This window comes from Paraburkholderia sp. Ac-20336 (assembly GCF_017105025.1).
In the GTDB taxonomy this organism is placed as follows: domain Bacteria; phylum Pseudomonadota; class Gammaproteobacteria; order Burkholderiales; family Burkholderiaceae; genus Paraburkholderia.
In genome coordinates this window covers 1-26,293 of the sequence record NZ_JAAGPS010000016.1, presented here as the reverse complement: position 1 = coordinate 26,293, position 26,293 = coordinate 1, and the positions used below count along the sequence as shown (strand labels likewise).

At 59.0% G+C, this 26,293-nt stretch carries 25 protein-coding genes, 2 tRNA genes and 1 pseudogene; 4 read left to right on the top strand and 24 right to left on the bottom strand.

The annotated features are described in order from the left end of the window. Nucleotides 1–77: 77 nt before the first annotated feature. Both GXB81_RS08570 and GXB81_RS08565 read right to left on the bottom strand, forming a co-directional pair. Nucleotides 78–1,409 carry an MFS transporter gene (locus GXB81_RS08570; protein WP_205988886.1) on the bottom strand — a complete coding sequence of 444 codons (1,332 nt, stop codon included), beginning with the start codon at nt 1,407–1,409 and terminating at the stop codon, nt 78–80. 46 nt (nt 1,410–1,455) lie between these two features. Continuing rightward, nucleotides 1,456–2,160 (bottom strand): DJ-1/PfpI family protein, encoded by a 705-nt coding sequence (locus tag GXB81_RS08565; protein ID WP_205192971.1) that lies wholly within the window; start codon nt 2,158–2,160, stop codon nt 1,456–1,458. Nucleotides 2,161–2,211: 51 nt separating this feature from the next. On the opposite strand from GXB81_RS08565, the gene GXB81_RS08560 reads away from it, so the two are divergent. Further along, nucleotides 2,212–3,213: a DJ-1/PfpI family protein gene (locus GXB81_RS08560; RefSeq protein ID WP_205988885.1), complete on the top strand. Its 1,002-nt coding sequence runs from the start codon at nt 2,212–2,214 to the stop codon at nt 3,211–3,213. 118 nt (nt 3,214–3,331) lie between these two features. Here the strand turns inward: GXB81_RS08560 and GXB81_RS08555 are convergent, their stop codons facing one another. The 4 genes from GXB81_RS08555 to GXB81_RS08540 all read right to left on the bottom strand — a co-directional run bounded on the left by GXB81_RS08555 (nt 3,332) and on the right by GXB81_RS08540 (nt 7,906). Continuing rightward, nucleotides 3,332–3,748, bottom strand: a complete 417-nt coding sequence (locus tag GXB81_RS08555) for a DUF2817 domain-containing protein (RefSeq protein WP_205988884.1) — start codon at nt 3,746–3,748, stop codon at nt 3,332–3,334. Between the two features lie 9 nt (nt 3,749–3,757). Then, nucleotides 3,758–4,834: a GlxA family transcriptional regulator gene (locus GXB81_RS08550; protein WP_205988883.1), complete on the bottom strand. Its 1,077-nt coding sequence runs from the start codon at nt 4,832–4,834 to the stop codon at nt 3,758–3,760. A gap of 291 nt (nt 4,835–5,125) precedes the next feature. Further along, complete coding sequence (locus GXB81_RS08545) at nt 5,126–6,535, bottom strand: lyase family protein (protein WP_205988882.1); 1,410 nt, start codon at nt 6,533–6,535, stop codon at nt 5,126–5,128. Between the two features lie 21 nt (nt 6,536–6,556). After that, complete coding sequence (locus GXB81_RS08540; RefSeq protein ID WP_167043522.1) at nt 6,557–7,906, bottom strand: MFS transporter; 1,350 nt, start codon at nt 7,904–7,906, stop codon at nt 6,557–6,559. Between the two features lie 203 nt (nt 7,907–8,109). Between GXB81_RS08540 and GXB81_RS08535 the strand changes: the two genes are divergently transcribed. Then, the gene (locus GXB81_RS08535) at nt 8,110–9,093 is read left to right on the top strand and encodes a LysR family transcriptional regulator (protein ID WP_167043524.1); all 984 of its coding nucleotides are present in this window, start codon (nt 8,110–8,112) and stop codon (nt 9,091–9,093) included. Nucleotides 9,094–9,252: 159 nt separating this feature from the next. Here the strand turns inward: GXB81_RS08535 and GXB81_RS31370 are convergent. From GXB81_RS31370 to GXB81_RS08460, 16 genes and pseudogenes are all read right to left on the bottom strand, one after another. Next, nucleotides 9,253–9,463, bottom strand: a pseudogene (locus GXB81_RS31370) (SET domain-containing protein-lysine N-methyltransferase); the annotation flags it as partial. A 343-nt stretch (nt 9,464–9,806) separates the two neighbouring features. Beyond that, nucleotides 9,807–9,883: transfer RNA gene (locus GXB81_RS08530), tRNA-Pro, on the bottom strand. Between the two features lie 79 nt (nt 9,884–9,962). Then, entirely contained in the window at nt 9,963–10,385 is a 423-nt protein-coding gene (locus GXB81_RS08525) for a MerR family transcriptional regulator (protein WP_167283276.1), read from the bottom strand. A gap of 44 nt (nt 10,386–10,429) precedes the next feature. Beyond that, entirely contained in the window at nt 10,430–10,840 is a 411-nt protein-coding gene (locus GXB81_RS08520; protein WP_205192979.1) for an integration host factor subunit alpha, read from the bottom strand. Nucleotides 10,841–10,909: 69 nt separating this feature from the next. Further along, entirely contained in the window at nt 10,910–13,345 is a 2,436-nt protein-coding gene (pheT, locus tag GXB81_RS08515; protein ID WP_205988881.1) for a phenylalanine--tRNA ligase subunit beta, read from the bottom strand. Nucleotides 13,346–13,505: 160 nt separating this feature from the next. Continuing rightward, a complete protein-coding gene (pheS, locus tag GXB81_RS08510) occupies nt 13,506–14,519 on the bottom strand; it encodes a phenylalanine--tRNA ligase subunit alpha (protein WP_205988880.1) in 1,014 nt (337 codons plus the stop codon). A gap of 158 nt (nt 14,520–14,677) precedes the next feature. Beyond that, nucleotides 14,678–15,037: a 50S ribosomal protein L20 gene (gene rplT / locus GXB81_RS08505; protein WP_006052502.1), complete on the bottom strand. Its 360-nt coding sequence runs from the start codon at nt 15,035–15,037 to the stop codon at nt 14,678–14,680. A gap of 29 nt (nt 15,038–15,066) precedes the next feature. After that, nucleotides 15,067–15,264 (bottom strand): 50S ribosomal protein L35, encoded by a 198-nt coding sequence (gene rpmI, locus GXB81_RS08500; RefSeq protein WP_167043545.1) that lies wholly within the window; start codon nt 15,262–15,264, stop codon nt 15,067–15,069. Nucleotides 15,265–15,525: 261 nt separating this feature from the next. Continuing rightward, nucleotides 15,526–16,050 carry a translation initiation factor IF-3 gene (gene infC, locus GXB81_RS08495; protein WP_075643713.1) on the bottom strand — a complete coding sequence of 175 codons (525 nt, stop codon included), beginning with the start codon at nt 16,048–16,050 and terminating at the stop codon, nt 15,526–15,528. Nucleotides 16,051–16,100: 50 nt separating this feature from the next. Beyond that, nucleotides 16,101–18,008 (bottom strand): threonine--tRNA ligase, encoded by a 1,908-nt coding sequence (gene thrS / locus GXB81_RS08490; protein ID WP_205988879.1) that lies wholly within the window; start codon nt 18,006–18,008, stop codon nt 16,101–16,103. Nucleotides 18,009–18,282: 274 nt separating this feature from the next. Beyond that, a tRNA-Val gene (locus GXB81_RS08485) sits at nt 18,283–18,359 on the bottom strand. A 153-nt stretch (nt 18,360–18,512) separates the two neighbouring features. Then, complete coding sequence (locus GXB81_RS08480; protein ID WP_167283280.1) at nt 18,513–20,756, bottom strand: bifunctional (p)ppGpp synthetase/guanosine-3',5'-bis(diphosphate) 3'-pyrophosphohydrolase; 2,244 nt, start codon at nt 20,754–20,756, stop codon at nt 18,513–18,515. Nucleotides 20,757–20,839: 83 nt separating this feature from the next. Continuing rightward, the gene (locus tag GXB81_RS08475) at nt 20,840–21,193 is read right to left on the bottom strand and encodes a RidA family protein (protein WP_167043551.1); all 354 of its coding nucleotides are present in this window, start codon (nt 21,191–21,193) and stop codon (nt 20,840–20,842) included. An 85-nt stretch (nt 21,194–21,278) separates the two neighbouring features. After that, complete coding sequence (locus GXB81_RS08470; RefSeq protein WP_167043553.1) at nt 21,279–22,193, bottom strand: alpha/beta hydrolase; 915 nt, start codon at nt 22,191–22,193, stop codon at nt 21,279–21,281. A 303-nt stretch (nt 22,194–22,496) separates the two neighbouring features. Further along, a complete protein-coding gene (locus GXB81_RS08465) occupies nt 22,497–23,138 on the bottom strand; it encodes a CoA transferase subunit B (protein ID WP_167043555.1) in 642 nt (213 codons plus the stop codon). A gap of 2 nt (nt 23,139–23,140) precedes the next feature. Beyond that, nucleotides 23,141–23,845 (bottom strand): CoA transferase subunit A, encoded by a 705-nt coding sequence (locus GXB81_RS08460; protein ID WP_205988877.1) that lies wholly within the window; start codon nt 23,843–23,845, stop codon nt 23,141–23,143. A 247-nt stretch (nt 23,846–24,092) separates the two neighbouring features. Here GXB81_RS08460 and GXB81_RS08455 point away from each other — a divergent pair, with 247 nt between their 5' ends. Next, nucleotides 24,093–24,638 (top strand): LuxR C-terminal-related transcriptional regulator, encoded by a 546-nt coding sequence (locus tag GXB81_RS08455; RefSeq protein WP_205988875.1) that lies wholly within the window; start codon nt 24,093–24,095, stop codon nt 24,636–24,638. 36 nt (nt 24,639–24,674) lie between these two features. Here the strand turns inward: GXB81_RS08455 and GXB81_RS08450 are convergent, their stop codons facing one another. Next, nucleotides 24,675–25,103 (bottom strand): thioesterase family protein, encoded by a 429-nt coding sequence (locus GXB81_RS08450; RefSeq protein ID WP_240159026.1) that lies wholly within the window; start codon nt 25,101–25,103, stop codon nt 24,675–24,677. Nucleotides 25,104–25,172: 69 nt separating this feature from the next. Then, on the bottom strand, nt 25,173–25,949 hold the full coding sequence (locus GXB81_RS08445) for an SDR family oxidoreductase (protein WP_167043563.1): 777 nt from the start codon (nt 25,947–25,949) through the stop codon (nt 25,173–25,175). 188 nt (nt 25,950–26,137) lie between these two features. Here GXB81_RS08445 and GXB81_RS08440 point away from each other — a divergent pair. After that, nucleotides 26,138–26,293, top strand: a 156-nt coding sequence (locus tag GXB81_RS08440; RefSeq protein WP_167043565.1) for an FAD-dependent oxidoreductase, incomplete at its 3' end; no start/stop codon positions are given.

Below are 26,293 nucleotides of genomic sequence, written 5' to 3'. Positions count from 1 at the left end.
CGCCTACCCGTTTGATATTTAATATCATCAAGCCGCTTGCTTCATCTAATTGAGAGGAACGAACGACTAATTCACCACTACTCTGGGCTCACGGCCGCAGGATCTTCAGATCTTTTTAACAGTATTGCAATTGCTGAAATGAGACCCAGAACCGAGACAATAGAGACAAACAATCCAGGCGCTGCACTATTCCCTGTGATTCTGGTCAATAACGAAGTCAGAAGTGGCGTAAATCCTCCTAGCAGCGCCGCTGCAATGTTGTAGGAGATAGCCAGGCCACTAAATCTCAGTCTGGTGGGAAACAACTCGGACGCGAGTACCCCGAAGGTGCCAGAGATCAACGAGCAGGCGGTCGCAGCCAGACAGAACGCGACATACGGATCTATCGCTTTAGAAGCGATTGACGTATAGAACGGATAGCTACCCAGAGCAATCAACGCCGCGCCTGCAATATAAATCGTCGTCTTTCGGATGATATCGCTTAGATATCCTACCAGGACAATCGCGACAGACATGATGGCAACGGAGAACATCACAAGCGAGCTTGCGGCTTGTGCAGAATAGGACGCCACCTGAGTCAGATAGGGAACCATAGCCACGTTGAGCACTGCGATGAGTGCCTGATTCAGGCCTACGATACCGATTCCCATCAGAATCTGCGGAAGGTGTGCCTGAACGACTTCGAGCGCAGGTACCTTGGCCCGCTTTTTCTCCTTAACGGACAGAAAAAGCTCCGTCTCGCGCAAGCTCCTCCTCATCAATGCGCCAATGGCGCCGAGCACGCCACCGATCAGGAACGCTATTCTCCAGCCTATCGACAACATATCGGGCTCGGTCAACGTCGCATGGAGCACAATGCTGACGATCGCGGCAACCAGACTTCCTGTATTCACGCATGCGAACATGAGGCCGCACGCGAGCCCACTTTTCCCTGGCGCAGTCTCAACGACGTAAGCGATGGCACCGGGTAGCTCCCCCCCAATACATGCACCTTGCAGAAAACGCAGGACCACGAATGCGGCACTCGCCGATGCCCCAACAATTGCATAGGTGGGCATAAAAGCCATTCCGGCGGTAGTGACCGTCATCGTCACCAGCGAAAGCTGAAACGCCGAGCGACGACCGAACTTGTCTCCGATATGGCTCAGGACCAACCCGCCCAGCGGTCGAGCCATGTAACCCACAGCAAATGTGGCGAAGGTTGCAATCATTGAGACGACGACGCTGCCGGAAGGAAAGAAAGACCTGGCGATATACGGCGCAAAAATGCCGTACACGATGAAGTCATAGAACTCCAGTCCTCCGCCGACGCTAGCGATGAAGATTGTGCGCCATTCGACGGACTTTCCCGACGTGTGCTGTGAGCTGCTCGAAATATCTGGCATATTTGCCGCGTTGCCCAGATTCATGGTGTCCCTCCTCTTCATTGCCTGTCACTCGGTACGTCTCTGCGATTCAGTCGGGACAAATCTGATTCATCCTTGCGCAAGCGGACAGAACGGCTTCCCGTCGATTAGCCTTGCGCTGGGTGCTTGCGACTTCAAGCCGCTCGACTACGTCCACGGGTGCGGTTTCTGGTGTGCCGGCGTCAAACGGCGGCTCCGGGTCGTATTCCAGGAGCAGTTGAATGCCCTCCGCCACCTGTTTGCCCGCGAGCTCGCCCACGACCTTTAATGCCATGTCGATGCCGGCTGTGACGCCTCCGGAAGTAAACATTCGTCCGTCTATCGTCATGCGGTTGCGACTAGGCGTCGCACCGAAATGGGTCAGCAGATCCACCGCCTGCCAATGACAACTCGCCCGGCGTCCGTTGAGACATCCTGCTGCGCCAAGAAGCAGGGAGCCCGTACAGATTCCAAAAACATATTGAGCATGCTTCGCCTGGTTCCGGACAAATTCCACGACGACAGGGTTCAGCATGGCGTCGTCAACGCCCGGCCCTCCCGGCACGACAAGCAAGTCGTACAGGGGCGCGTCGGAAAACCGGACGGTCGGTACGAGTCGAAATCCACGGCCGCACGGCACAGGATCCGTGGTTTCGCTAACGAGATCGACCGACCAACCCGCAACGGCGCTCAAAACCTCGAGAGGCCCCGTCAAATCCAACTGGGTAATGCCTGGGAACATCACCATTCCCACACGAAAGCCCGCGTTCGTCATACCATCATTCCTTGCCGTTAAATGTGTTGAAACGATTCTAGGAGGAGGAGAGTGGCAAAAAACTCAAATCGCCCCCCTTTCCTGCCAAACGAGCCACGCCTTGTGACTTTTGTCGTGTACGACGAGTACCAGCCACTGGACATCGCAGGGCCTATGCAGGTCTTCGCCCTGGCAAATCGAGAAATGTCCTCGCCTGCCTACACGCTCATAACGGTTTCAGAGGTGCCTGGCAGGGTTCGCGCCAGCGCCGGACCTGATATCGTCGTCGACGCGGATCTAAAAACATTGGATCAGGCAGACACGATCGTCGTCCCTGGCGGCACCGGTGTGGAAAGAGCTTGTGCAAGTCGCACACTCACGAGTTCGATCTCAGGTAGCCAGGCAACGGCGCGACGGCTTTGCTCCGTGTGTACAGGGGCATTCCTGCTGGCGGCCGCGGGTGTTCTTGACGACAGACGGGCAACGACGCACTGGGAGAAATGCGACGCACTGCGCTCCAGGTATCCGAAGATCCGTGTGGAGGAGTCGCCGATCTTCGTGAACGACGGCAACGTCTGGACATCGGCGGGTGTAACCGCCGGTATCGACATGGCCCTTGCGTTGGTGGAAGAAGACCATGGTTACCGCGTGGCGGCATCTGTGGCCAAGAAGCTCGTTGTTTATTTGCGGCGCCCTGGCGGACAGGCCCAATTCAGCGAGACACTTGTCATGCAGGAAAAGGCCGGAGCAGCTGAATTTTCCCCCCTGATGGCCAAGGTATCGGCCGCGCTTCACAAAACGTGGAGTGTCGAGGAACTTGCCTCAGCGGCCGGTCAGACATCGAGAACGTTCCAGCGACGCTTCAGGCTGGCTATGGGGTGCTCACCTTTCGTCGCTGTCCAGGAACTGCGGCTATCGAGAGCTCGAATCATGTTGGAGACAACCACAAGCGGAACTGCGATTATCGCGGACCGCTGCGGCTTCGCCTCGGAGGAGCAAATGCGCAGAGCCTTTCAACGCAAGTTCGGCCTGCCGCCCTCCGCGTTCCGCAGCTTTTTCGGAAAGCATGGCTGAATTGCGTCATCGGGAAGGTCGACGGTTCTCCTCAAGAGGTGATACAAAACTTTTCCCCGCCTCGGTATTGCTCTACGCGGCAGTCCCGCGAAGCGTACTGAGGGCGAGAAAAATCAGTCTATTTCAGCCTCACCATGGCTTGGCCAACGGCGCTTCGAAACTGAGCGGGTACCATGCCACGCCAAAGATCGGTGTCGACATAAAAGGCGTCACGGTTCTGCTTCTTGACGGCCACGAAGTCCATCTCGCTGGTTGGGTAAAGATGGAGTCGATGGTCACCTCGCAAAGCATCGACAAACTCTTCGAGGGCGACGGTACCGAACTCGAGTGCGATCACGGTCGTCTCCGTATGGGGGCACGCTTCGTATACGAGGCCCGAAATTGTCCCCGTGACGACGGCGGACACAGAGTCGGCGGCAAACGGTGCAGCGACATCGATGCCCCACCAAGATCTGGCGCGTGCCAACTCTATTGGGTCGGGCCGGCCTACAGACAGTTTCTCGCCATGACCTGACGGTCCCCGCCGACAATTCACGGCACAGGATCAGTTCAATCCGCTCGCGCTGCGCGAAGGCAATAAACGCAACGGATTGCCGACATCGCCATGCTCGTTTTTCAGCTCTGTCTGTGCCAGGCGGCGATCTTCCGTTGGCGGCAAGCCAAAAAAATCCTTATAGCTTTGACTGAAATGGGCCAGAGAATGAAATCCGCTCGCAATCGATATATCTGAAATATTCATATTTGATTGAACAATCCGTTCTCGCGCGCGTCGTAGCCTGATGGCAATATAGCATCTTTTAATCCCGCCTCCTGAATTTCTCCCAAAAATGCGCTGTAGCTGTCTGGTTGAAATTCCGATCCGTCGCGATAGCTCCTCACATGAAAGTGGTTCTTCTACGTTATTTTCCATTATTTCAATGGCAGATCGCAGAATATCCTGGTGAAAACCGTATCCATCGATTTTCGGAGTTGGCTTCAAAGATTCCCCGCCTCTTATCGATTCAATAACGAGAAATTCCAATATATTTTTCTTTAAATCACTTCCAACTTCCCCATCAATTAAATGCAACATCATGTCCAAAGACGCGGTGCCACCGATACACGTAATTCTGTCCCGATCAACGACAAAAATCCGTTTCTCAAATTTCACTCTATGAAACATCTCCTTCTGCATTGTTAGATACTCCCAATGAATCGTGCACGAGTACCCATCAAGGAGCCCCGCTTTAGCCAGAACGAATGAACCTGTGCACATCCCTCCAAGGAGAACTCCTGAGGCTGCAAATTTCCTCACGAGTGACAGACACGAAGCAAGTCTTAACCGATGTACATCGTTTCCAGCACATATAAACAAGATATCCGGTAATGGAGCATCTTGAATCACCTTTGTTTGAAATGAAATTCCATTGCTTGATTCAATTGCTCCGCCGCCTTCTGAATAGAGTGTCCATTTGAACAGATCCTTCCGTCCGAGCTGATTTGCCAATCGCAATACTTCTATCGCATTTACGAGCGGATTCATCGTAAAATTCGGGATCAGTAAAAATGAGAAATTCCTCACTCCACTAATCATTTTTTTGAATTTATCATGCGATTTCATTGGGCCACAAATTTCTTCCATTTTCCGCCCCTCGGAGAACGGTCGCCCGGTTAAATTCAACGCGATTTAGAATGAAAAATTTCAATAAAACGAAAATTTTTTTCATATCAAGGCGATGACATAAGTCCTTTTCATTCTCCGGTTTGGATGCATGGGCCGGTTCGAATCTGTCACACAGTTATTGGTCTTTAGCCGCCGCCAACGAGATGGCTTCAATTTTCAGATGACGTACGGCTAGCGTTGGCCACGCCGCGGTCCGATTTTCGACGAGTTATGCTGAGCTAGTCTTCCTGTCGACCGCAGCGGGTTTGCTCACATTTGTGGATGAGGGAGATCAGGGTGGAAACTGCTTTGTCGCAGGAGTTCCTGCACCTCGCCTTCGCTCACGATACCTTCGTCAACGAGTACCTTTAACAACGTCTTTCCCGATGCCACTGCTTGACGTACTAGAGATGACGTCCGCGCATATCCTATTTTTTCTTTGACTACAGGTGCTATCGCCATCGAGTCAGCGAGATGTCGCATGCTCAACTCATGATCGGCCTTGAGCGGGCGCACCACGTGGGTATCAAACAGAAATACCGCTCGCTCCACGAGCCTCAGTGCCTTGAATAAACATGTCGCGATCAATGGCTTGTAGTTGTTATTTTCCAATTGTCCACCGGCGCATGCGAGCATCACGCTGTGCTCAGCGCCGGATATCATGAAGGCCGCCTGCGTTAGTCCTATCGCATGCACCGGGTTTATCTTGCCAGGCATCATTGACGACCCGGCTTGATGCGGCGCCAAAGCGAGTTCTGCAATGCCGCCACGCGGTCCTGAACTGAGAAGTAAGATATCGTTGGCAATCTTCGAGAGTGAAAGGGCCACTGTTTTTATCGTGGCAGCGAGTGTGGCGAAACCGTCCATGTTCTGCACGGCGTCGAATAGATCGTCGACCTGCGTGAGTTGCATACCGGCAAGTTCCGATAACTCAGCGGTGACCGCCTCACGATAACCACAATAGCTGCCAAGCCCTGTACCGACCGCCGTCGCTCCCAGACATATTGCGCGCAGAGCCGGCAACTGCGCGACCAGCGCAGAGGCACTGCGCTCAGCTAGCGATGCGTAACCACCGAACGCCTGATCCAACCGCATTGGCAGAGCATCCTGCAAGCAGGTTCGCCCGAGACGTAAGATTCCCCCGAATTCGCTTTGCTTGTCGCGTAGCGATAGCGCAAGCTGCCTGACCACGTTCCCGACAGTCTGAGTCTCCTCGTGTAACGCAAGTTTCATTGCACTAAGAAGTGCATCACTCGTCGATTGGCCAAGATTCACGTGGTCAATGGGATGCAAAAAACGGTATTCGCCAGGTGCATGTCCCATTAACTGCAGAGCCCTATTTGCGATCACCTCGTTGATGTTCATGTTGATGGACGTACCGCAAGCCCCTTCGAGCGGATCGACGATCAGGGCTTCTGTGTGGTGCCCCTGAACGAGTTCCAGACAGGCCGCGCTGATACATTCACCCTGCTCCCGGGTGAGCTTGCCATGACGCACGTGCACTCGCGCAATCGCGCGCTTCGTTCGCGCCAGCCAACCAACGAGGCGCGGGTACTGGGCCAGAACTTCATCGGAATACTGGAAATTCTGCTTTGCACGTAGAGTGTTAATGCCGTAAAGCGCGTCGACGGGCAATTCGCAATCGCCGAGCGAGTCACTTTCAGTTCGGTACCCTTTCATAGCTCTCTTCATCATGTATGGTTACCCAACCAACGATTCATGCCGCGTCTCGGGTGCCAGGAACGCGCAAGTTACGCCGCCCACCACCAGGACTGCAATGCAAAGAAGCACCGCTGTCGGGCCACCGTACGCTGTAACGATCGTGGGGAGTGCAAATGTGGCAGATGCGGAGCCAAGCCGGCTCGCAGCGACGGCGAAGCCCAGTCCAGTCGCCCGCACGTTCGTCGGAAACAATTCTTGCGGATAGAGAAATACCAGATTATTAGTTCCACTTAGTACACAGGCGAATATGGCAAACAACGCAACGATGAGTGTGTCGGGAAGACTGTTGCCAAGCGACAGTGCGGCAAGCGAAGATGCTGCGAGAAAAAAACCCGTCAAGAGAAACGTTCGCCTGCCGACACGATCCACCAGTAACGTACCGCCGATTGCTCCGATCAGAAGAAACAGGTTGTATATCAAGCCAGCAATGAACTTGTTTGCGATATGCATTGAATCAAAAACCATGGGCGAAAACGTGCCTAACGAAAAATATGGAATCACAAGGCACATATAGGAGAAACAGGCGACAAAAAGTCGGACTCGCCATTTTTTGGAGAACAGACTTGCGACACCTGCCATCCCGGAGGGTACGGCCGATGGTCCGATCGGACTGAGAATTACGTTGACTCCAATGCGGGTCCGAACGATCGCCTGCGCTTCCGTGAGACGACCTTTGCGCTGAAGCCACAGGGGGGATTCCGGTACACGCACACGAAGGAGGAAAGCCACCGCCGATGGAATTGCACTCGACAACAGCATCAGCCGCCAAACATCTACACCGTGGTCTTTCAATACGTAACCGACGATATACGCACCTGTGTAGCCCAAGGTCCACGCTATAGCGAGCCAACTTAACAGGCGTCCGCGCATACGACGTGGGGAATACTCGATCAACATCGCCTTGCTTACCACATAGTCGAATCCGAGTATTACTCCAAGCAAAAGACGTAGGACTAGTAGTTGTCCGGGATTCGTCACCCAGTACTGTGCTAACGAAATAATCGAAAACAGCGCCATATCGTAGTTGAATACAGCGCGGCGCCCAGCGCGATCGACGAGCGGACCAGCTACCAGGCTGCCCACAAATAGGCCAGCCAAGGACGCCGCTCCCAGAAGCCCCAGCCAGTATGCGTTGAGGTGCAACTGCGGAGCTGCGACGGCCAGTGCAATACCAATAATACCCAGGATGAAACCATCGCTGAATTGACCGCCAGTGCCAGCCAGCGTGACTAGCAAGTGAAACTGCGTTAGTGGTGCATCCTCAAGATTGACCTGTTCACGCGATTCTGCCGTGGGGCCTATCGCAGTCGCATCGGTGTATGGGATCATGCTGACTGTCTCCTGTCTAATATGTGTTGTCGTCTGACAGCAACCATTCTAGGAGGCAGGGCGACTCTATATTTCGCAAAAACACTACAATAAAGAATTCTTATAACCGTTATGAAAGCATTCGATAGGCCTCAATCCGAAGCTTCATCGGGACGGCGATTTCGCTGACTCCACCCTGCGTCACCAGTGCTGCAAGGACCAATATGATTCAGCTTTCGGACCGGCCGATTGATCTCTACCAGATCGACATCTTCTTAACGGTCGCGGCGACCGGTAGCATGTCGAGCGCCGCAACTGTGCTCGGGGTTAGCCAACCAGCGGTGTCACACGCGCTGGCACAACTTGAGCAATCACTTGGACTCGTACTGGTGGACCGGTCGCGGCGTCCACTAATGCTAACGTCGGCCGGCTTTTATATCGCGAATAATGCGGGCCCGGTGATTGCCATGGCGCGTCAGTTGAAAGCGCAGGCCATAGAGGCTTCAAAGCATGAAAGTGTCTATGTTCGGATAGGCGTGATTGATTCAGTGGCCAACGCGATCGGACCGGAGTTAATCCGGTGGCTGCTGGAACGGACCAGCGGACTGTCAGTTCAAATCGGTATGGCGGTTGATCAGGAAGATGCGCTTGCGAACCGTGACGTAGACCTCATTATCTCCACCAATCCATTGGTAGATCGAAAAGAATTCAGCCATCACTTTTTGTATCGAGAGAACTTCGTAGCAATCATGTGCCGCGCTAATCGTTGTAGCACACCTGCAACACTGCAATCGCTCGCGGCGTCACAGGCATTCATTCGGTATCGGCATGTTTCCACTCTGGGTATTCGTGTCGAGCGCATCCTGCGGTACAACGCTGTCGACCCTCCAAGAAAACTTGAGGTCGATCATGCCGAGACGCTAACGCTGTTGGTTTCGCAAGGGCTAGGTTGGGCGATTACGACGCCGACCTGTTTGCTTCAAACAGGAGAGCGATTCATTGATGCGATTGACCTGGTTCCAATTGATCGAGGCAACTCAATGCGATCTATTTTTCTTGTAACGCGCAATGGTGAATTTTCAACGCTCGCAGACGGGCTTGCAAATAAGGCCCGAGAGGCCCTAACGAGTTTGCTTGCGAATTTTCCGCGATTACGAACATATGCCCCGGAAGGCTCCATCGAATTCACCGAGTCGTCAATGGAGTAGATCTCAGTGAAGGTCTGGTGCGCCAGATTCAAACCGGATCTCATCGTACTTGGCAAGAAATGCCGTTGGCGGTCAATAAATGTTCCGCCCAACCACTTCCCGACAACGGATCGCCCGCGGCGAAATGGTCCAGATGTACCCGAGAATGATGAACATGAAAAAGACCAGCTCGCCCATCTCTATGGCCTGGCAGTTTAGCGCGCATGCGTGGTTAATGAGCGCGCGCTGTTGCCGCTGCTGCCGCCGACGACCTGCCGATTCGAAAGAATCCGAAGACGAAGGTGCGTCCTGTCTCGAATCGATGACGGGCGGTCGCGTGGCGCCAACTGGTCACTTCGCCTACGCACTCGGTGAGCCGCTCGCTTGCCACAGCTGCGCTCTACCGCCCAGCGACGCTGGCAACAATACGAAGCTCTTTTTGTTTCGGCTAAATTGGCCGCCTACTGGCGAAGACGGGGAGAGTCGAACAACCACAGGTTGCGAAATCAGCCTGTACTATGCGCTGCGCGGAGATAGGCGATTCCTTGCTCATGGCCAACGGCGAGCAATGAGGTCGACTTGCCTTATCCGTGATCGGTAGCGCCGTCGCTAACACGCCTTTGCCCTCTCCGTAATGCAAAAAGAAGGTAAAGATGGTGGGGTAAAAAGTGGGGGTAAAAATTGAGGCAAAGAAAAACGGCTTACAGACAATCGTCTGTAAGCCGTTGATTTTTTGGTCGGGGCGAGAGGATTTGAACCTCCGACCACCTGCACCCCATGCAGGTACGCTACCAGGCTGCGCTACGCCCCGAACAGAAGAAAAATTATAACAGACACTTGATTCGATTAGAACTGCCCCGCACGAACAAAGCAAGGAAGAACCGTCCGAACTAGTGGCCTAGCAGATCGATCACGTTCTGCAGTTCCTTGCGCAACTGCTCGACATCGACCACTGCCGTCACCGTAGTTGATGAAGCCGCCTGCGCTACCGCCCCCTCGCCCTCGGCAGTCGCCGCGCCCTCTTCATCCTGCGGTGCATGACCGCCATGCGCATCGAGCCGGTTGCGCGCCCCGTTGATCGTGAACCCCTGCTCGTACAGCAACTCGCGGATCCGACGGATCAGCAGCACTTCATGATGCTGGTAATAGCGGCGATTGCCGCGCCGCTTGACCGGCTTCAACTGGGTGAATTCCTGCTCCCAGTAACGCAGCACATGAGGCTTCACGCCACATAGTTCGCTGACCTCACCAATCGTGAAGTAGCGCTTCGCCGGAATCGGAGGCAAGACGACTTTTTCGATCGTCGCGGTCATCTTCGGTCAGCCGTGATGGGTTGCGCGGAAAGCGCGCCAGGCGATCAGCGCGCGAAGCTCGCCTCGGCGCCGTTCTCCACCAGCGCTTTCAGCTTTTGACTTGCATGAAACGTCACAACGCGGCGCGCGGCGATCGGAATCGCCTCGCCCGTCTTCGGGTTTCTGCCGGGACGCTGGGGCTTGTCGCGCAACTGGAAGTTGCCGAACCCGGACAGCTTTACGCTGTCGCCGCTCTCGAGTGCATCGCGAATCACCTCGAAGAACGCTTCGACCATGTCCTTGGCTTCCCGCTTGTTGAGCCCGACATTGTCGAACAGCAACTCGGCAAGTTCCGCCTTGGTCAGTGTCGGCGTTTCAGCGGAAACGGCGGCGGGTGATGTCGGAATATCTCGAATCATGGCGCTACGCTGCGCCGTAAGAAGGGCTTCGAAATCACTCGAGTTCATTTCATTCATATCTATCAAATGGCGCGCCAAACATAAAACAATGGATGCGGAAACAGCCGTGCAATTGTTAAATGCGGGTTATCCGCGCAACCGTGCGCCATATACTCGAGCAAGACGTTCCACCAGAGTTTGAATGGCCAGATCGACCGTTTCATCCTGAAGGGTTCCGCCAGTATCTTGCAAGGTCACCCGGAACGCAAGGCTTTTCTCGTGCGCGGCCAGACCACCGGAAGTATTTGATTTTGGACGGAATTCGTCGAAAAGCGCAACCTTCTGGACAGCCTTGCAGGCCGGTTCGGACTGGGCCTTCTGAAGCTCGTCGAGCAGCGCCTGAACCTCGATTTTCTGATCGACGACCACCGCAATATCACGTCGAACCGGCGGGAATTTTGAAACTTCCGACGGAATCGGCAATATCCGCTGCATTAATGCTTCCGCTTCGATTTCAAACAGAATCGGCGCATGCGGCAAATCATATTTTTGCATCCAGCGCGGATGCAATTCACCGACCCAACCCACCGCGCGGCCATTCAATTCGATACGCGCGCTGCGTCCCGGATGCAGCGCCGGATGCTCGGTCTTCACGAAACGCGCAACCGCGGGTGCGACCAGCGCTTCGAGATCGCCCTTCACATCGAAAAAGTCGACCGCGCGTGCCGGCGTGCCCCACTGCTCTTCGAGCGCGGCACCATAGGCAAGCGCGCCGATCATCTTCGGCTGCGCAAAGCCTTCGACGGTCAGCTCGCCGGCCTTGATCGACGGATCGTGCAGGAACACGCGACCGGCTTCGAACACGCGCACGCGGTCCGCGGCGCGACGGTTCAGGTTCGTGCGCAATACGTGGATCAGGCTGCCGAACAGCGTCGTGCGCATCACCGACAACTGGCTCGCGATCGGATTGAGCAGACGCACCGGATTGCTATTGCCCGCGAAGTCCTGCTCCCATTCGGCGTCGACGAAACTGAAGTTCACCGTTTCCGCGTAATCGCGCGCGGCAAGCGCGTGGCGGATCACATGGATCGAGCGCTGCGTCTCGTGGGTCGCGCGCATTTCGCTCGTCGCGACCGGCGGGTGAGCCGGAATCTTTTCGAAGCCGTAGATGCGCGCGACTTCCTCGATCAGGTCCTCTTCGATCTCGATATCGAAGCGGTACGACGGCGGCATCACCGAGAACGTATCGCCGTCGCGTTCGAACGAGAGGCCGAGGCGCGTGAAAATCTGCGCGATGTCCTCTGCGCCGATCGCCACGCCGATGATGCGGTTCGCGCGCGCGACACGCATCTTCACGGGTTCGCGCTTCGGCACGTTGACGGTCTGGTCATCCACCGGACCCGCTTCGCCGCCGCAGATGTCGAGGATCAGTTGCGTGATGCGCTCGATATGCTCGACGGTCGTCGCGTAGTCGACGCCGCGCTCGAAGCGATGGCCCGCATCGGTCGAGAAGTTGTACTTGCGCGAGCGGCCGCGAATGCTATCGGGCCACCAGAACGCGGCTTCGAGATAGATGTTGGTGGTGTCGAGCGTGACCGCGGTGCTGTCGCCGCCCATGATGCCCGCGAGGCTTTCGATATGCTGCTCGTCGGCAATCACGCCGACCGTTTCGTCGAGTTCGACCGTGTTGCCGTTCAGCAGCTTCAGCGTTTCGCCCTTGCGGCCCCAGCGCACGTCCATGCCGCCGTGAATCTTGTCGAGATCGAACACGTGCGACGGCCGCCCCAGTTCGAGCATCACGTAGTTCGAGATATCGACGAGCGCGGAGATGCTGCGCTGGCCCGAGCGTTCGAGACGCTCGACCATCCATTGCGGCGACTTCGCGCGCGCATTGACGCCGCGGATCACACGGCCCGAGAAACGGCCGCACAGATCGGGCGCCGAGATTTTCACGGGCAGCGTTTCGCTGAGCTTGATCGGAGCCGGCTTGATATCGAGCAGGCGCAGCGGTGCGCCGGTAATCGCCGACGTTTCGCGCGCGACGCCGAAGACCGACAGGCAGTCGGCCTTGTTCGGCGTGAGCTTGATTTCGAAAACGGTGTCGTCGAGATTGAGCGTCTCGCGGATGTCCTGGCCGATCGGCGTATCTTCCGGCAGGATCATGAGGCCGCTATGATCTTCCGAGAGCTTCAGCTCGCGCGCCGAGCACAGCATGCCCTGGCTTTCCACGCCGCGCAGCTTCGACAGCTTGATCGCAAACGGCGCGCCGCCCTCTTCGACCGGCGGCAGTTGTGCGCCCACCAGCGCGACCGGCACCTTGATGCCCGGCGCAACATTCGGCGCGCCGCACACGATGTTCAGCGTCGCGCCGGTGCCGGCGTTGACCTGACACACGTTGAGCTTGTCCGCATCCGGGTGCTTGACGACTTCCAGCACCTGGCCGACGACGATCTTCGAGGTCGGCGGCGCGGCCGGCCGCAGGTCTTCGACTTCGAGACCCGCCATCGTCAACGCGTGCGACAGCTCGTCGGTGGTCAGTTGCGGATCGACAAAAGTTCTGAGCCAGGATTCCGGAAATTGCATGGTTCTGTGTACGTTCTGATCAGGTTGGGTCCACGTCCGGCAGATGCTTCGTGTAACTCGGCGGTCGTGCGCCGGTTCGGCAGGCACTGCCGGAGACGCTCGCGGCGCACACCGGGTGCGCTGCCGCGTTCTATGCGTTGTCGCGCTCGCGCGCGCCGGTTCATGCGAATTGACGCAGGAAACGCAGGTCGTTTTCGAAGAACAGGCGCAGGTCCTGCACACCGTAACGCAGCATCGTGAGACGCTCGAGGCCGCTGCCGAAAGCAAAGCCGATGTAGCGCTCCGGGTCGAGCCCCATGTTGCGGATCACGGTCGGGTGAACCTGGCCCGAGCCCGAAATTTCGAGCCACTTGCCGGCGTTCTTGCCCGTTTCGAACAGCATATCGATCTCGGCCGACGGTTCGGTGAACGGGAAATACGACGGACGGAAGCGCACGAGAATGTCGTCGCGCTCGAAGAATTTCTTCAGGAAATCGGTGTAGACGCCCTTCAGGTCCGCGAAGCTGATGTTCTCGTCGATCCACAGGCCTTCGACCTGGTTGAACATCGGCGAATGCGTCGCGTCGCTGTCCACGCGATACGTGCGGCCCGGCACGATCACCTTGATCGGCGGCGTGTTGGTGCGTGCGTAACGCACCTGCATCGGGCTCGTATGCGTGCGCAGCAGCAGCTGGCGGCCGTCGGCGTCCTTGCCGTCGACGTAGAAGGTGTCCTGCATCGAACGCGCCGGATGGTTTTCCGGGCTGTTCAGCGAGGTGAAGTTGTACCAGTCGGTTTCGATCTCGGGGCCGTCGGCCACATCGAATCCGATCGTACGGAAAATCTGTTCAACGCGCTCCCAGGTGCGCATCACCGGGTGCAGGCTACCCGCGCCGGCACCGCGGCCCGGCAGCGTGACGTCGATCGCTTCGGCGGCGAGGCGCTGGTTCAGCAGCGCCTCGGCAAGCGCCTGACGGCGTGCCGTCAGCGCGGCTTCGACCTGTTGCTTGACGAGGTTGATCCGTGCGCCTTCGGTCTTGCGCGTTTCGGGATCGAGTTTGCCAAGCCCTTTCAACAGATCGGTCAACGCACCCGACTTACCGAGAAAGCGCGCTTTCTCGTTTTCGAGGGTGGTGACGTCGGAGGCTTCTGCGAAGGCTTTTTGCGCGTCGGCGACAATCTGGTCCAGATCCATTGATCCCATCATTTCAACGTCAGTGTTCTATCGAAACAAAACTGGTTCTACCAACAAAAACGGGGCTCGGTGAGGAGCCCCGTTTTTGTTGCAGCGTCACCGGGACTACCGGATGTTCGCTGCAACGAACCACGCAGTTTTAATTGCCAGAAGCGCAATCAGGCTGCAACGGCGGCTTTCACCTGCTGAACGATCGCAGCAAAAGCAGCCTTGTCGAACACAGCCATGTCGGCCAGCACCTTGCGATCCAGTTCGATCGACGCCTTCTTCAGGCCGTTGATGAACACGCTGTACGTCATGTCGTGCTGACGCACCGCCGCGTTGATACGCGTGATCCACAGTGCGCGGAACACACGCTTCTTGTTGCGGCGATCGCGGTAGGCGTACTGGCCTGCACGCATGACCGCCTGCTTGGCGATGCGATAGACGTTATTGCGACGGCCGCGGTAACCCTTGGCCAGCTTGATGATCTTCTTGTGACGGGCCCGTGCGGTAACCCCACGTTTTACTCGAGGCATGTTTCGCTCCTATGAGTGTCGGTTAAGGGTTAAGCGAACGGCAGCATTGCGCGAACGGAGTTCAGATTGGAATCATGAACTGCCGTGGAGCCGCGCAGATGGCGTTTGTTCTTGGTGGTCTTCTTGGTAAGAATGTGACGCTTGAAGGCCTGACCGCGCTTGACGGTACCGCCCGGACGCACCACGAAACGCTTTGCAGCGCTCTTCTTGGTCTTCATCTTCGGCATGACAACTCCATTATTAGATGGATATGGGTGTGCGGTCGGCCAGTTGGCCATTTCCCGCCCTTCGAAACCCATTCCACTTGGTATGCAGACCGCCGATACCGCCAGCGGCCGCTTTTCGGGAACCATCGCACACTACTTGCATGTGCGCCGTTCCGAAACCTTCCGATACCGTGACAGACACCCGGCACGGCACCTTACAAATTTTTGCCACCGAAGCGCGCACCACATGGTGCGCCGCCGCTCCGGCCAACTGCCTTGCGCTTACTTCTTTTTCTTCGGCGCGAGCACCATGATCATCTGGCGCCCTTCCATTTTCGGCATCTGCTCGACCTGACCGACTTCGTCGAGGTCGGTGCGCAGGCGTTCGAGCATGCGCATGCCGATTTCCTGGTGAGCCATTTCGCGGCCACGGAAACGCAACGTGATTTTCGTCTTGTCGCCGTCTTCGAGGAAGCGAACGAGGTTGCGCAGCTTGACGTTGTAGTCACCGTCGTCGGTACCCGGGCGGAATTTGACTTCCTTGACCTGGATCACCTTCTGCTTAAGCTTGGCCTCGTGTTGCTTCTTCGCTTCCTGGTACTTGAACTTGCCGTAGTCCATCAAACGGCAAACCGGCGGAACCGCTTGCGGCGCGATTTCAACCAGATCCACGTCCTGCTGCTCCGACATACGGAACGCATCAGCGAGTTTCACGATGCCGAGCGGTTCGTTCTCGACCCCGACCAGTCGCACCTCGGGTGCTGTAATTTCACCGTTGATGCGGTGCGCAGACTTATCAGTAGCGATGTTACGTTTCCTCTAAAAATTAAAAAAAACGAGCCGGGCTGCCAAGTGGCTCAATTGAACGACTGCACGTCCTGGCGCAGACGCTCAATGAAGGTATCGACAGGCATCACACCCAGATCGACACCGCCACGGGCACGCACGGCTACCGTTTGTGCTTCACGCTCTTTGTCGCCGACCACGAGCAGGTACGGGACCTTTTCCAGCGTGTGCTCGCGTATTTTATAGCTAATCTTCTCGTTGCGCAAATCAGCCTCAACTCTAACCCCTTGTTTTTGCAACGATTGGGCTAGAGACTGCGCATATTCGGCCTGACTTTCCGCGATATTCATGACGACGACCTGCATCGGCGCGAGCCACGCGGGCATTGCACCAGCATGGTGCTCGATCAGAATCCCGAGGAAACGTTCCATTGATCCGACGATTGCCCTGTGCAGCATGATCGGGCGGCGGCGGCTGTTGTCCTCGGCGACATATTCGGCGCCAAGACGCTCCGGCAACACCATGTCGAGCTGCAACGTGCCGCACTGCCACGAGCGGCCAAGCGCGTCCTTGATGTGATATTCGACCTTCGGGCCGTAGAACGCGCCCTCGCCCGGCAGCTCTTCCCAGGTCACGCCGCAGGCCGTCAGCGCCTCGCGCAAACCCTGCTCCGCGCGATCCCAGGTTTCGTCGGTGCCGGCGCGCGCGTCGGGGCGCAACGAAAGCTTGATCTCGACATTGTCGAAGCCGAAGTCACGATAGACGCTCATCGCCAGCGTGTTGAACGCGATCGATTCGCTGATGAACTGGTCTTCGGTACAGAAAATATGCGCGTCGTCCTGCACGAAGCCGCGCACGCGCATCAGGCCATGCAGCGCGCCCGACGACTCGTTGCGATGGCACGAACCGAACTCCGCATAACGCAGCGGCAGATCGCGATACGAGCGCAAACCGTGATTGAACACCTGCACGTGACCGGGGCAGTTCATCGGCTTGATCGCGTAGTCGCGCTTTTCCGATTCCGTCGTGAACATGTTTTCACGATAGTTCTGCCAGTGACCCGACGCCTCCCACAGCGAGCGGTCCATGATCATCGGCGTCTTGATTTCGAGGTAGCCCGCGTCGTTCACGCGACGGCGCATGTACTGCTCGACCTGCTGCCACAGCGTCCAGCCGCGCGGATGCCAGAACACCATGCCCGGCGACTCGTCCTGCATGTGGAACAGGTCGAGCTGCTTGCCGAGCTTGCGGTGGTCGCGCTTCTCGGCTTCTTCGAGCATGTGCAGATACGCTTCCTGATCTTCCTTCTTCGTCCAGGCCGTACCGTAAATGCGCTGCAGTTGCTCGTTCTTCGAGTCGCCGCGCCAGTACGCACCCGCGACCTTCATCAGCTTGAAGACCTTCAGCTTGCCCGTGGACGGCACGTGCGGGCCACGGCACAGGTCCGTGAAGCCGCCGTGCGAGTACAGCTTGATTTCGTCGCTGGCGGGAATCGCCTCGATGAGCTCGGCCTTGTATTTTTCGCCGATGCTCTTGAAATACTCGACCGCCTCGTCGCGCGACACCACGCGGCGCGACACCGGCTCGTCCTTCTTCGCGAGCTCCTGCATGCGCTTCTCGATCTTGTCGAGATCTTCCGGCGTGAAGGGACGGTTGTAGGAAAAGTCGTAATAGAAGCCGTTGTCGATGACCGGCCCGATCGTGACCTGCGCTTCCGGGTACAGATCCTTCACCGCGTACGCAAGCAGGTGCGCCGTCGAGTGGCGGATGATATCAAGACCGTCTGCGTCCTTTTCGGTGACGATGGCAAGCGCCACGTCGCGATCGATCAGCGCGGACGTGTCGACGAGCTCGCCGTCGATTTTTCCGCCGAGCGCGGCTTTCGCGAGGCCGGGGCCGATCGAGGCGGCCACTTCGGCGACGGTCACCGGATGCTCGTACTGTCGAACAGAACCGTCAGGCAAACGTATCGAAACCATTGCGTTCTCCGTGGTGCCGACCGGCGCGGCACATACAAGCAGGTCAAAAAAGAAAAAGACAAAAAAAATGCGGCCCCGCTTTCGAGGGGCCGCATTCACACTTCTTGCAAACTACATTGGCGAAAGTGGTCCTCGACTAGCGTCGCTCCGAAGTAGTTTCGGTCAACGTTCGCGGTGCCATAACCGTTTCGCCCTCAGCCGTATCCGGCCTTTTTGCGCCAAGGCGCTTACTGCAGTTTGCGAAACCCCGGCCAAGCCGGAATTTCTTTTTCGTTGGTAGGCTCGATTGGACTCGAACCAACGACCCCCACCATGTCAAGGTGGTGCTCTAACCAGCTGAGCTACGAGCCTGAAGAAACGAGAGTATATGGGGTCCAGAAAAACTTGGCAAGTACTTTTATGCGGAGACTTTAAATTTCACGTTGAGGTCGCGAGCAGTATTTCCGTTCATCGAACGGACGCGCGAGCGCTTGCCCTGCAAACCCTCGCAACGCATCACGCGCCTCAGTTCTTGCGCGACGCCCGCACCACGCCCGTCACTTCGCCGAGCAGCGTGCACGCGCGCTGAATCTGCGCGGAACTCGACACCTCGACGGTAAATTGCATGAACGCGGCGTTGCGGCGCGATTGCGTCTTCACGCCGATCACGTTCATCTTTTCCCGCGCAAACACTTCGGAAATGTCGCGCAGCAGTCCTTGCCGATCCGTCGCTTCGATGCTGAGATCGACCGGATAGACCGAGTGGCCGCGCCCGCTCATCACATCCGCCGACCATGCCGTTTGCAGCACGCGCTCCGGCGCGCGCTCGGCCATACGGCGGAACGTCGCGCAGTCGCTGCGGTGTACCGACATGCCCTTGCCGCGCGTGACGAAGCCGCTGATATCGTCGGGCGGCGCCGGCCGGCAGCAACGCGCGAGCTGCGTGAGCAACGCGTCGACGCCGACCACGAGCACGCCCGTGGACGCGCCGCGCGCGACGCTCGCACCGCTGCTGCGCTTCTCGAATTTCTCCGGTGCATCGACCTCGGGCGCGGGCGGCGGCGCATCGTGCAGCGCCTGCTCGACGAGCCGCAGGCTGAACTCTTCCTTGCCGACCACGGAGAACAGATCGTCGGTGGTCTTGAAGCCGAGCCGCGCCGCCAGCTGATCGAGATTGACCGAGGTCTTGCCCTCGCGCTGCAAGGTCTTTTCGACCATCGCGCGCCCGTTCGCGATGTGCTCCTGCAAATCGACCGCGTTGAACCACGCGCGCACTTTCTGCCGCGCGCGCGAACTCTGCAGATAGCCGAGCTGCGGGTTGAGCCAGTCGCGCGACGGACCACCCTCCTTCACCGCGACGATCTCGACCGTCTGCCCGTTCTGCAATGCCGTGTTGAGCGGCACCATCGCGCCGTCGACGCGTGCGCCGCGGCAGCGATGCCCGAGCTCGCTGTGCAGGTGATACGCGAAGTCGAGCGGCGTCGCGCCGTGCGGCAACGGGATCACGCGCGCCTGCGGCGTCAATACGTAGATATGGTCGTCATCGAGCGTGGCCTGACGCAGTTGCTCCCACGGCTGCGCCGCGCGCTCCGCGCCATGCTCGCCCTCGGACACTTCGTCCTTCCACGCAAGCAGTTGGCGCAACCATGCGATCTTCTCGTCATACTTCTCGTTCGCCGCGAAGGTGCCGCCGTAACCGCGCGCGCCCGCTTCCTTGTAGCGCCAGTGCGCGGCCACGCCATATTCGGCGAAGCGATGCATTTCCTGCGTGCGGATCTGCACTTCGAACGCGCGGCCGTCGTCGCCGATCACGACCGTGTGCAGCGACTTGTAGCCGTTCGGCTTCGGCCGCGAGATGTAGTCGTCGAACTCTCTCGGCACCGGCTGCCACAGGTTGTGCACGATACCGAGCACGGTGTAGCAGTCCTTGATATCCGGCACGATCACACGGAATGCGCGCACATCGTAAAGCTCGGCGAAATCGAGTTCCTTGCCGCGCATCTTGCGCCAGATGCTGTAGATATGCTTCGGCCGGCCACTCACTTCGGCATGAATATGCGCGGCGGCCAGCTCCTGCTGCAATCGTTCGATCGCCTGCGCGACATAGCTCTCGCGCTCGACACGCTTCTCGTCGAGCAGCTTCGCGATGCGCTTGTACGTGGCCGGCTCTTCGAAGCGGAACGCAAGATCTTCGAGTTCCCACTTCAGTTGCCAGATGCCGAGACGGTTCGCGAGCGGCGCGTAGATATCGAGCGTCTCGCGCGCCACGTCGGGCGACGGCGTGACTTTTGCCGCCGCGTAATAGCGCAGCGACTGCAGGCGCGAGGCGAGCCGAATCAGCACCACGCGGATGTCCTGTGCGAACGCGAGCAGCATCTTGCGCAGCGCCTCGACCTGGGCACGGCGCGCGGCCTGCGCATCGCGCCCGGCTTCGGGCATCGCATTCTGCGCCGCGCGCAGGCTGACCGTGCCGAGACGCAGCAGCTTGCGCACGTCGCCGACCAGTTGCGCGACTTCCTCGCCGAAGTTGTCGGCGATCACGCGCTCGGGATCGCGCAGATGCGGCGTCAGCGCAAACAGCGCCGCGGCCAGCACGGCCGGCGGATCGACGTTGAGCGTGCGCATGATCGACGCCGTGCCCGCCGCGTGATCCGCGAGCAGTTCGCCCGACGACAGCCGCACCTCGCCCGCATGCTCGCGTACGAACGCCATCGCTTCGTCGAAGGACGGATGGGGATGTGGCGCGTTCGTAACGGTTTCGGTATTCATGGTGCGACGGCCCGCCGGGCCAGACGAATCAACGGGATTGCAACAACGGTACTGCGTAACGGGCATGCAGCGTTGGGCGTGGCCTAGCCGTGCTGCGCCGCGACCACGACGATTTCGACGAGGCACTTCGGGTTCGCGAGCTTCGCCTCGACGGTGGCGCGCGGCGGCGTGTCGCCCTGCGCGACCCACTCGTCCCACACTGCGTTCATGCCGGCGAAGTGCACCATGTCCGAGATGTAGATCTGCACCGACAACAGTTGCGACTTGTCGCTGTTCACCTCAGCCAGCAGACGGTCGATGTGGCCGAGTACCTCGCGCGTCTGACCCGTGATGTCCTGATCCGTGTCTTCGGCGATCTGCCCCGCGAGATACACGGTGCCGTTATGCACGGCGATTTCGGAAAGACGCTTGCCGACGTGATGACGAATGACTGCCATAAAAAATCCTGAACGGGGTGGGTTGGTCGAAATGCATTCCGCGCGCCACGGGCCACGAACGGTCCATGCCACGCGGAGCCTAATATTATGACGCGTTCGCGCCGTCACCGATGAAGAACCGCCGCGCGATCGCGATCTGGTCTGCCGCGAGAAATGCCGGCGCGTGTCCGACGCCGGGAATCTCCACGCTCGATACGGCGGGGCCGCTCGCCACCATCTTCGCGACGGTTTCACGCGAGAGCAGATCGGACTGCTCGCCACGCACCACGAGCACCGGTCCCTGGAACGCTGCGAGCGAATGCCAGAGCGCGGCCTCGCCGAGCTTCGCGGCGTCTTCGGTCACCGCGGCAAACGGCTGCGCGATGCGCGGGTCGTAGCGCAGCACCCACGCACCGTCCTGTTCGCGCAAAAGCGGCGTATTGATTTCGCGCCATTCGTCCGGCGTGAGCGGACCGAAGCTTTGCGCAAGTTCAGCGGCGTAATCGATACCTTGCTGCAGCGTTTCGAAACGCACCGGTTTGCCGAGGTAGTCGCCGATACGCTTCACGGCCGCCGGTTCGAGGTGCGGCCCGACGTCGTTCAGCAGCATCTTGCGGATCGGCGTTGCGGGCAGACCGGCGAGCCCCATGCCGATCAAACCGCCCATCGACGTGCCGAACCAGTCGACACTCTCGACGTCGAGCCGCGCGATCAGCGTGACCATGTCGGCGACGAACTGCGGCACTCCGTATAAGCTGGGGTTCGCGAGCCACGACGACAAGCCCCGGCCGACCACGTCCGGGCAAACCACGCGATAGGTCTCGGCGAAGTCGGCGGCGAGGCGGTCGAAATCGCGCCCCGATCGCGTAAGTCCATGCACGCACACCAGCACGCGCGGATTGTCCGGGTCGCCCCATTCGGTATAGGCGACGCGATGCAGCCCGGCGGCGCTCGCGCACTGCACGTAACGTTGACGCGGCTCGGGCCGCCCGGCGGTGGAAGCGGAAGTCGTTGCGGTCATCTGAGGTCCTTGCAAAGGCGCGGCTGATGGGTCTTGAACACGGGATCCTGAACGCGGGATCTTGAACACAGCTCGCTACGGCAGCGATATGACTGACATCACAACGAAAATCATCATGTGCTCGATCTGCCGACGATTGTAAACCGCTTCGCCGCGCGACAAGGATTAGCCGGAAGGCGTAGGACGGCATGCAAGATTCGAATGCACAAAAACAGAACGGGCGAGACTCGCGTCTCGCCCGCCCCAAAAACCGCCTATCACCGCCCCGCCTGTCTCAAGCGAAGCGGCAATGTCACCACAAGCTCAGCTCACCGCGCTCACGTCGAGCGACGCGCCGGTCTTCGCCTTGATCTCGTCGACCGTCACGCCCGGCGCCAGTTCGATCACCTTCAGGCCGGCATCGGTCACTTCGATCACGCCGAGGTCGGTAATGATCTCGTCGACCACACCCACGCCCGTCAGCGGCAACGTGCACTCTTCGAGAATCTTGTGCTGGTCGCCCTTCGCGACATGCTCCATCAGCACGACCACGCGCTTGACGCCCGCGACCAGGTCCATCGCGCCGCCCATGCCCTTGATCATCTTGCCCGGGATCATCCAGTTCGCGAGATCGCCCTTCTTGCTGATCTGCATCGCGCCGAGAATCGCCAGATTGATGTGGCCGCCGCGAATCATCGCGAACGAGTCGGCCGACGAGAAAATCGACGAACCCGGCAACGTGGTCACGGTCTGCTTGCCCGCGTTGATGAGATCCGCGTCGACTTCTTCCTCGGTCGGCGACGGGCCGATGCCGAGCAGGCCGTTCTCCGACTGCAGCCACACTTCGACGCCCGGCGGCACGTGGTTCGCGACCAGCGTCGGCAGACCGATGCCGAGGTTCACGTAGAAGCCGTCCTGCAATTCCTGCGCCGCGCGCGCGGCCATTTCGTCACGAGTCCATGCCATGATCAGTCTCCTTTCGCGCGGACGATACGTTGTTCGATGCGTTTTTCCGGATGCGCATTTAGCACGATGCGCTGCACGAAGATGCCCGGCGTATGGATCGCGTCCGGATCGAACTCGCCCACCTCGACGATCTCCTCGACTTCCGCGACGGTGATGCGGCCCGCCATCGCGCACATCGGATTGAAGTTGCGCGCGGTGCGGCGGTAGATCAGGTTGCCCGACTTGTCGGCCTTCCATGCCTTGACGAGCGCGACGTCGGCGGTCAGCGAATGTTCGAGCACGTACTGCCTGTCGCCGAACTGGCGGGTTTCCTTGCCCTCGGCGATCAGCGTGCCGTAGCCCGTGTTCGTGAAAAACGCCGGGATGCCCGAGCCGCCCGCGCGCAGCTTTTCGGCGAGCGTGCCCTGCGGCGTGAATTCGAGTTCGAGTTCGCCGGCCAGGTACTGGCGCTCGAACTCCTTGTTCTCGCCGACGTACGACGAGATCATCTTCCTGATCTGGCGCGTTTCGAGCAGCAGGCCGAGGCCGAAACCGTCGACGCCCGCGTTGTTGCTGATGCAGGTGATGTCCCGCACCTTCGAATCGCGCAATGCCGCGATCAGCGCCTCGGGAATGCCGCACAGCCCGAAGCCGCCGACGGCGAACGTCTGCCCGTCCTTGACGATGTCTTTCAGCGCCTCGGCGGCGCCCGGATAGACCTTGTTCATCAGTTTGTCCCTTCCTCTATGGAAACCCGAAACCGGAGCGCCGGCCGCCCGATCGTTGCGGCTCGCATCGCTGACGGCGAATCTGGCATCGCCATGATGCCGCTACCTCATTCTAGCCATCCGCGGCGACCCGTGCGCCGGGCCCGACCGGTATGCATCGCGCCGCGCCGTTATTTGCCCGAAAGAGTACGCTGGCCCCGCCATACGGCACAATACGCAAAAATACATAAGTACTTGCCGCCCGCCCATGCCCGCCCTCGATTACCGCGCCGCGTTTCACCTTGCCCCGATCGGACTCGTGCTGTCGCGCGAAAGGATTATCGACGACTGCAATGACGAACTCGCGTCGATTTTCGGCTACGCGCGCGAGGCGCTGATCAGCCAGTCGTTCCAGGTGCTGTATCCGTCGGCCGATGAATTCGAGCGCATAGGCGCGCGCATTCCGCCGATCATGACCGCCTACGGCAGCTACGCGGACGACCGCATCATGAAGCGCGCGAACGGCGAACTGTTCTGGTGCCACGTAACGGGCCGCGCGCAGCAGCGCTCCGACCCGCACGCGGCGGGCGTCTGGACGTTCGAGGATCTGAGCGCGACACGGCGCGTCGCCGTGGAACTCACGCCACGCGAGCGCGAAATCGCCGCGCAACTCGTGACCGGCAAGACCAGCAAGCAGATCGGCCGTGTGCTCGACATTAGCCCGCGCACGGTCGACGTGTACCGCGCGCGGCTCATGCGTAAATACGAAACGGGGAACGCGACCGAGCTGTTGCAGCGGCTGCTCGGGAATTGAGCGAAAGAACCGGATCGCCGCGCGTAGCGTGCGCTGTCAGGCCGCCTTCACGAGCGCCGCACGCTCGATCGCCGCACGCAGCGAATCGGGCACCGGCACCGACTTGCCCGCCGCATAGTCGATCCACACGCAGCGCGCGGCGCCGCGCGCATACAGCGTATCGGGTTCGTCGGCGCGCACGAGTTCGAACGCGGTATCGAAGCTGCTGCGCCCCGGCGTCGCCACCGACATCCGGCCGATCACGTCGCCCGGATAGTGCAACTGCTTCAGAAACTCCATCGACGCATTGACGATGACCGGCCCCTGCCCCTCGGTGCCGCCGAGAAAACCCATCTGCTCGAACCACGAAATCCGCACCTGCTCCATGTAGCGGAAGTAAACCGTGTTGTTCACGTGGCCGAACGCGTCCATGTCGCCCCAGCGAATCGGCATTGCCATTTCGAAAACTGCGTGAAAATCGCTCATTCTGTACTTCCGTTCTTCCCTGCTGTCTTGAAGCATTGAAACGTTGAAAAAACTCGCGCCCGGACGCGCTCAGGCGAGCCCGAAGCCGTCGTCGGCCGCGATTACCGAACCGTTGATGAACTGCGATTCGTCCGCCGCGAGCAGCAACAGCAGCCCGTCGAGATCTTCCGGCTTGCCGACGCGATGACGCGGCAGCATCGACACGAGCTTCTGCCCCTGCTCGGTCGACCAGTGGTGATGGTTGATCTCCGTGTCGATATAACCCGGGCAGATCGCGTTCACGTTGATGCCGTGCTTGCCCCATTCGAGCGCCATCGCCTTCGTCATATGGACGACCGCGGCCTTGCTCATCGAATAGAGGCCGATTTGCGGCAGCACGCGCAACCCCGCCATCGACGCGATGTTGATGATCCGGTACGACGGTTTCTGCGCATTGTTGCCGCGCATGATCATGCGCTTGGCGACTTCCTGCGCGACGAAAAACGCGCCGCGCGTGTTCGTGTCGAACACGTATTCGAAGTCGGCGGGCGTGACCTCGGAGAGCTTCTGCGTGGTCGACACGCCCGAGTTGTTGACGAGAATATCGATCGTGCCGGCCTCGGTCTCCGCATGCGCGACGGCCGCCTTGATGCTCTGGTAGTCGGTCACGTCGAGCGACACGACGTGCGCCGCGCCGCCGGACGCCTCGATCTCCGCGCGCAACTCCTTCAGACGCTCGGTACGCCGGCTCGCCAGTACGACCTTGGCGCCCGCCTGCGACAACACCTGAGCGAAGCGCTTGCCCAACCCGCTCGAGGCGCCGGTGATCAGCGCGACCTTGCCTTCCAGATTGATCGAACGGCCCATTGTCGTTCCTTGTTCGGTTGTGGTGACAACTGCGGTTGACGGGGTGCGGCCGGACCGTCGCGACGGTTCGATACCGCATCACGAAATAGAACGATCGTGCTAATCTACGTTCATCGGGTTGCAGTGCGGGGATCGATCGCCCACAATACGAACCCGAAAAAAGCATTCTAACGGTAAGAGGAGCATCAATGACCCCCGCAAGTCTCATTGAGCAGTACGGCCCGCGCGAGTCGATGGAATACGACGTGGTGATCGTCGGCGGCGGCCCGGCCGGGCTGTCGGCGGCGATCCGCCTGAAGCAGCGCGCCGCCGCGCAGGGCGTCGAGCTTGGCGTGTGCGTACTC

What these genes read in the sequence shown, in the direction of transcription:
- GXB81_RS08550 (WP_205988883.1), bottom strand. Translation starts at nt 4,834, where the DNA reads ATGGAAGAAATTTGTGGCCCAATGAAATCGCATGATAAATTCAAAAAA.
- GXB81_RS08540 (WP_167043522.1), bottom strand. Translation starts at nt 7,906, where the DNA reads ATGATCCCATACACCGATGCGACTGCGATAGGCCCCACGGCAGAATCG.
- GXB81_RS08475 (WP_167043551.1), bottom strand. Translation starts at nt 21,193, where the DNA reads ATGGCAGTCATTCGTCATCACGTCGGCAAGCGTCTTTCCGAAATCGCC.
- GXB81_RS08525 (WP_167283276.1), bottom strand. Translation starts at nt 10,385, where the DNA reads ATGACCGCGACGATCGAAAAAGTCGTCTTGCCTCCGATTCCGGCGAAG.
- pheT (WP_205988881.1), bottom strand. Translation starts at nt 13,345, where the DNA reads ATGCAATTTCCGGAATCCTGGCTCAGAACTTTTGTCGATCCGCAACTG.
- rplT (WP_006052502.1), bottom strand. Translation starts at nt 15,037, where the DNA reads ATGCCTCGAGTAAAACGTGGGGTTACCGCACGGGCCCGTCACAAGAAG.
- pheS (WP_205988880.1), bottom strand. Translation starts at nt 14,519, where the DNA reads ATGGATCTGGACCAGATTGTCGCCGACGCGCAAAAAGCCTTCGCAGAA.
- GXB81_RS08480 (WP_167283280.1), bottom strand. Translation starts at nt 20,756, where the DNA reads ATGAATACCGAAACCGTTACGAACGCGCCACATCCCCATCCGTCCTTC.
- GXB81_RS08570 (WP_205988886.1), bottom strand. Translation starts at nt 1,409, where the DNA reads ATGAATCTGGGCAACGCGGCAAATATGCCAGATATTTCGAGCAGCTCA.
- GXB81_RS08445 (WP_167043563.1), bottom strand. Translation starts at nt 25,949, where the DNA reads ATGGGCCGTTCGATCAATCTGGAAGGCAAGGTCGCGCTGATCACCGGC.
- GXB81_RS08455 (WP_205988875.1), top strand. Translation starts at nt 24,093, where the DNA reads ATGCCCGCCCTCGATTACCGCGCCGCGTTTCACCTTGCCCCGATCGGA.
- GXB81_RS08450 (WP_240159026.1), bottom strand. Translation starts at nt 25,103, where the DNA reads ATGAGCGATTTTCACGCAGTTTTCGAAATGGCAATGCCGATTCGCTGG.
- GXB81_RS08565 (WP_205192971.1), bottom strand. Translation starts at nt 2,160, where the DNA reads ATGACGAACGCGGGCTTTCGTGTGGGAATGGTGATGTTCCCAGGCATT.
- GXB81_RS08460 (WP_205988877.1), bottom strand. Translation starts at nt 23,845, where the DNA reads ATGAACAAGGTCTATCCGGGCGCCGCCGAGGCGCTGAAAGACATCGTC.
- thrS (WP_205988879.1), bottom strand. Translation starts at nt 18,008, where the DNA reads ATGGTTTCGATACGTTTGCCTGACGGTTCTGTTCGACAGTACGAGCAT.
- GXB81_RS08470 (WP_167043553.1), bottom strand. Translation starts at nt 22,193, where the DNA reads ATGACCGCAACGACTTCCGCTTCCACCGCCGGGCGGCCCGAGCCGCGT.
- GXB81_RS08535 (WP_167043524.1), top strand. Translation starts at nt 8,110, where the DNA reads ATGATTCAGCTTTCGGACCGGCCGATTGATCTCTACCAGATCGACATC.
- GXB81_RS08520 (WP_205192979.1), bottom strand. Translation starts at nt 10,840, where the DNA reads ATGAATGAAATGAACTCGAGTGATTTCGAAGCCCTTCTTACGGCGCAG.
- GXB81_RS08465 (WP_167043555.1), bottom strand. Translation starts at nt 23,138, where the DNA reads ATGGCATGGACTCGTGACGAAATGGCCGCGCGCGCGGCGCAGGAATTG.
- rpmI (WP_167043545.1), bottom strand. Translation starts at nt 15,264, where the DNA reads ATGCCGAAGATGAAGACCAAGAAGAGCGCTGCAAAGCGTTTCGTGGTG.
- GXB81_RS08545 (WP_205988882.1), bottom strand. Translation starts at nt 6,535, where the DNA reads ATGAAAGGGTACCGAACTGAAAGTGACTCGCTCGGCGATTGCGAATTG.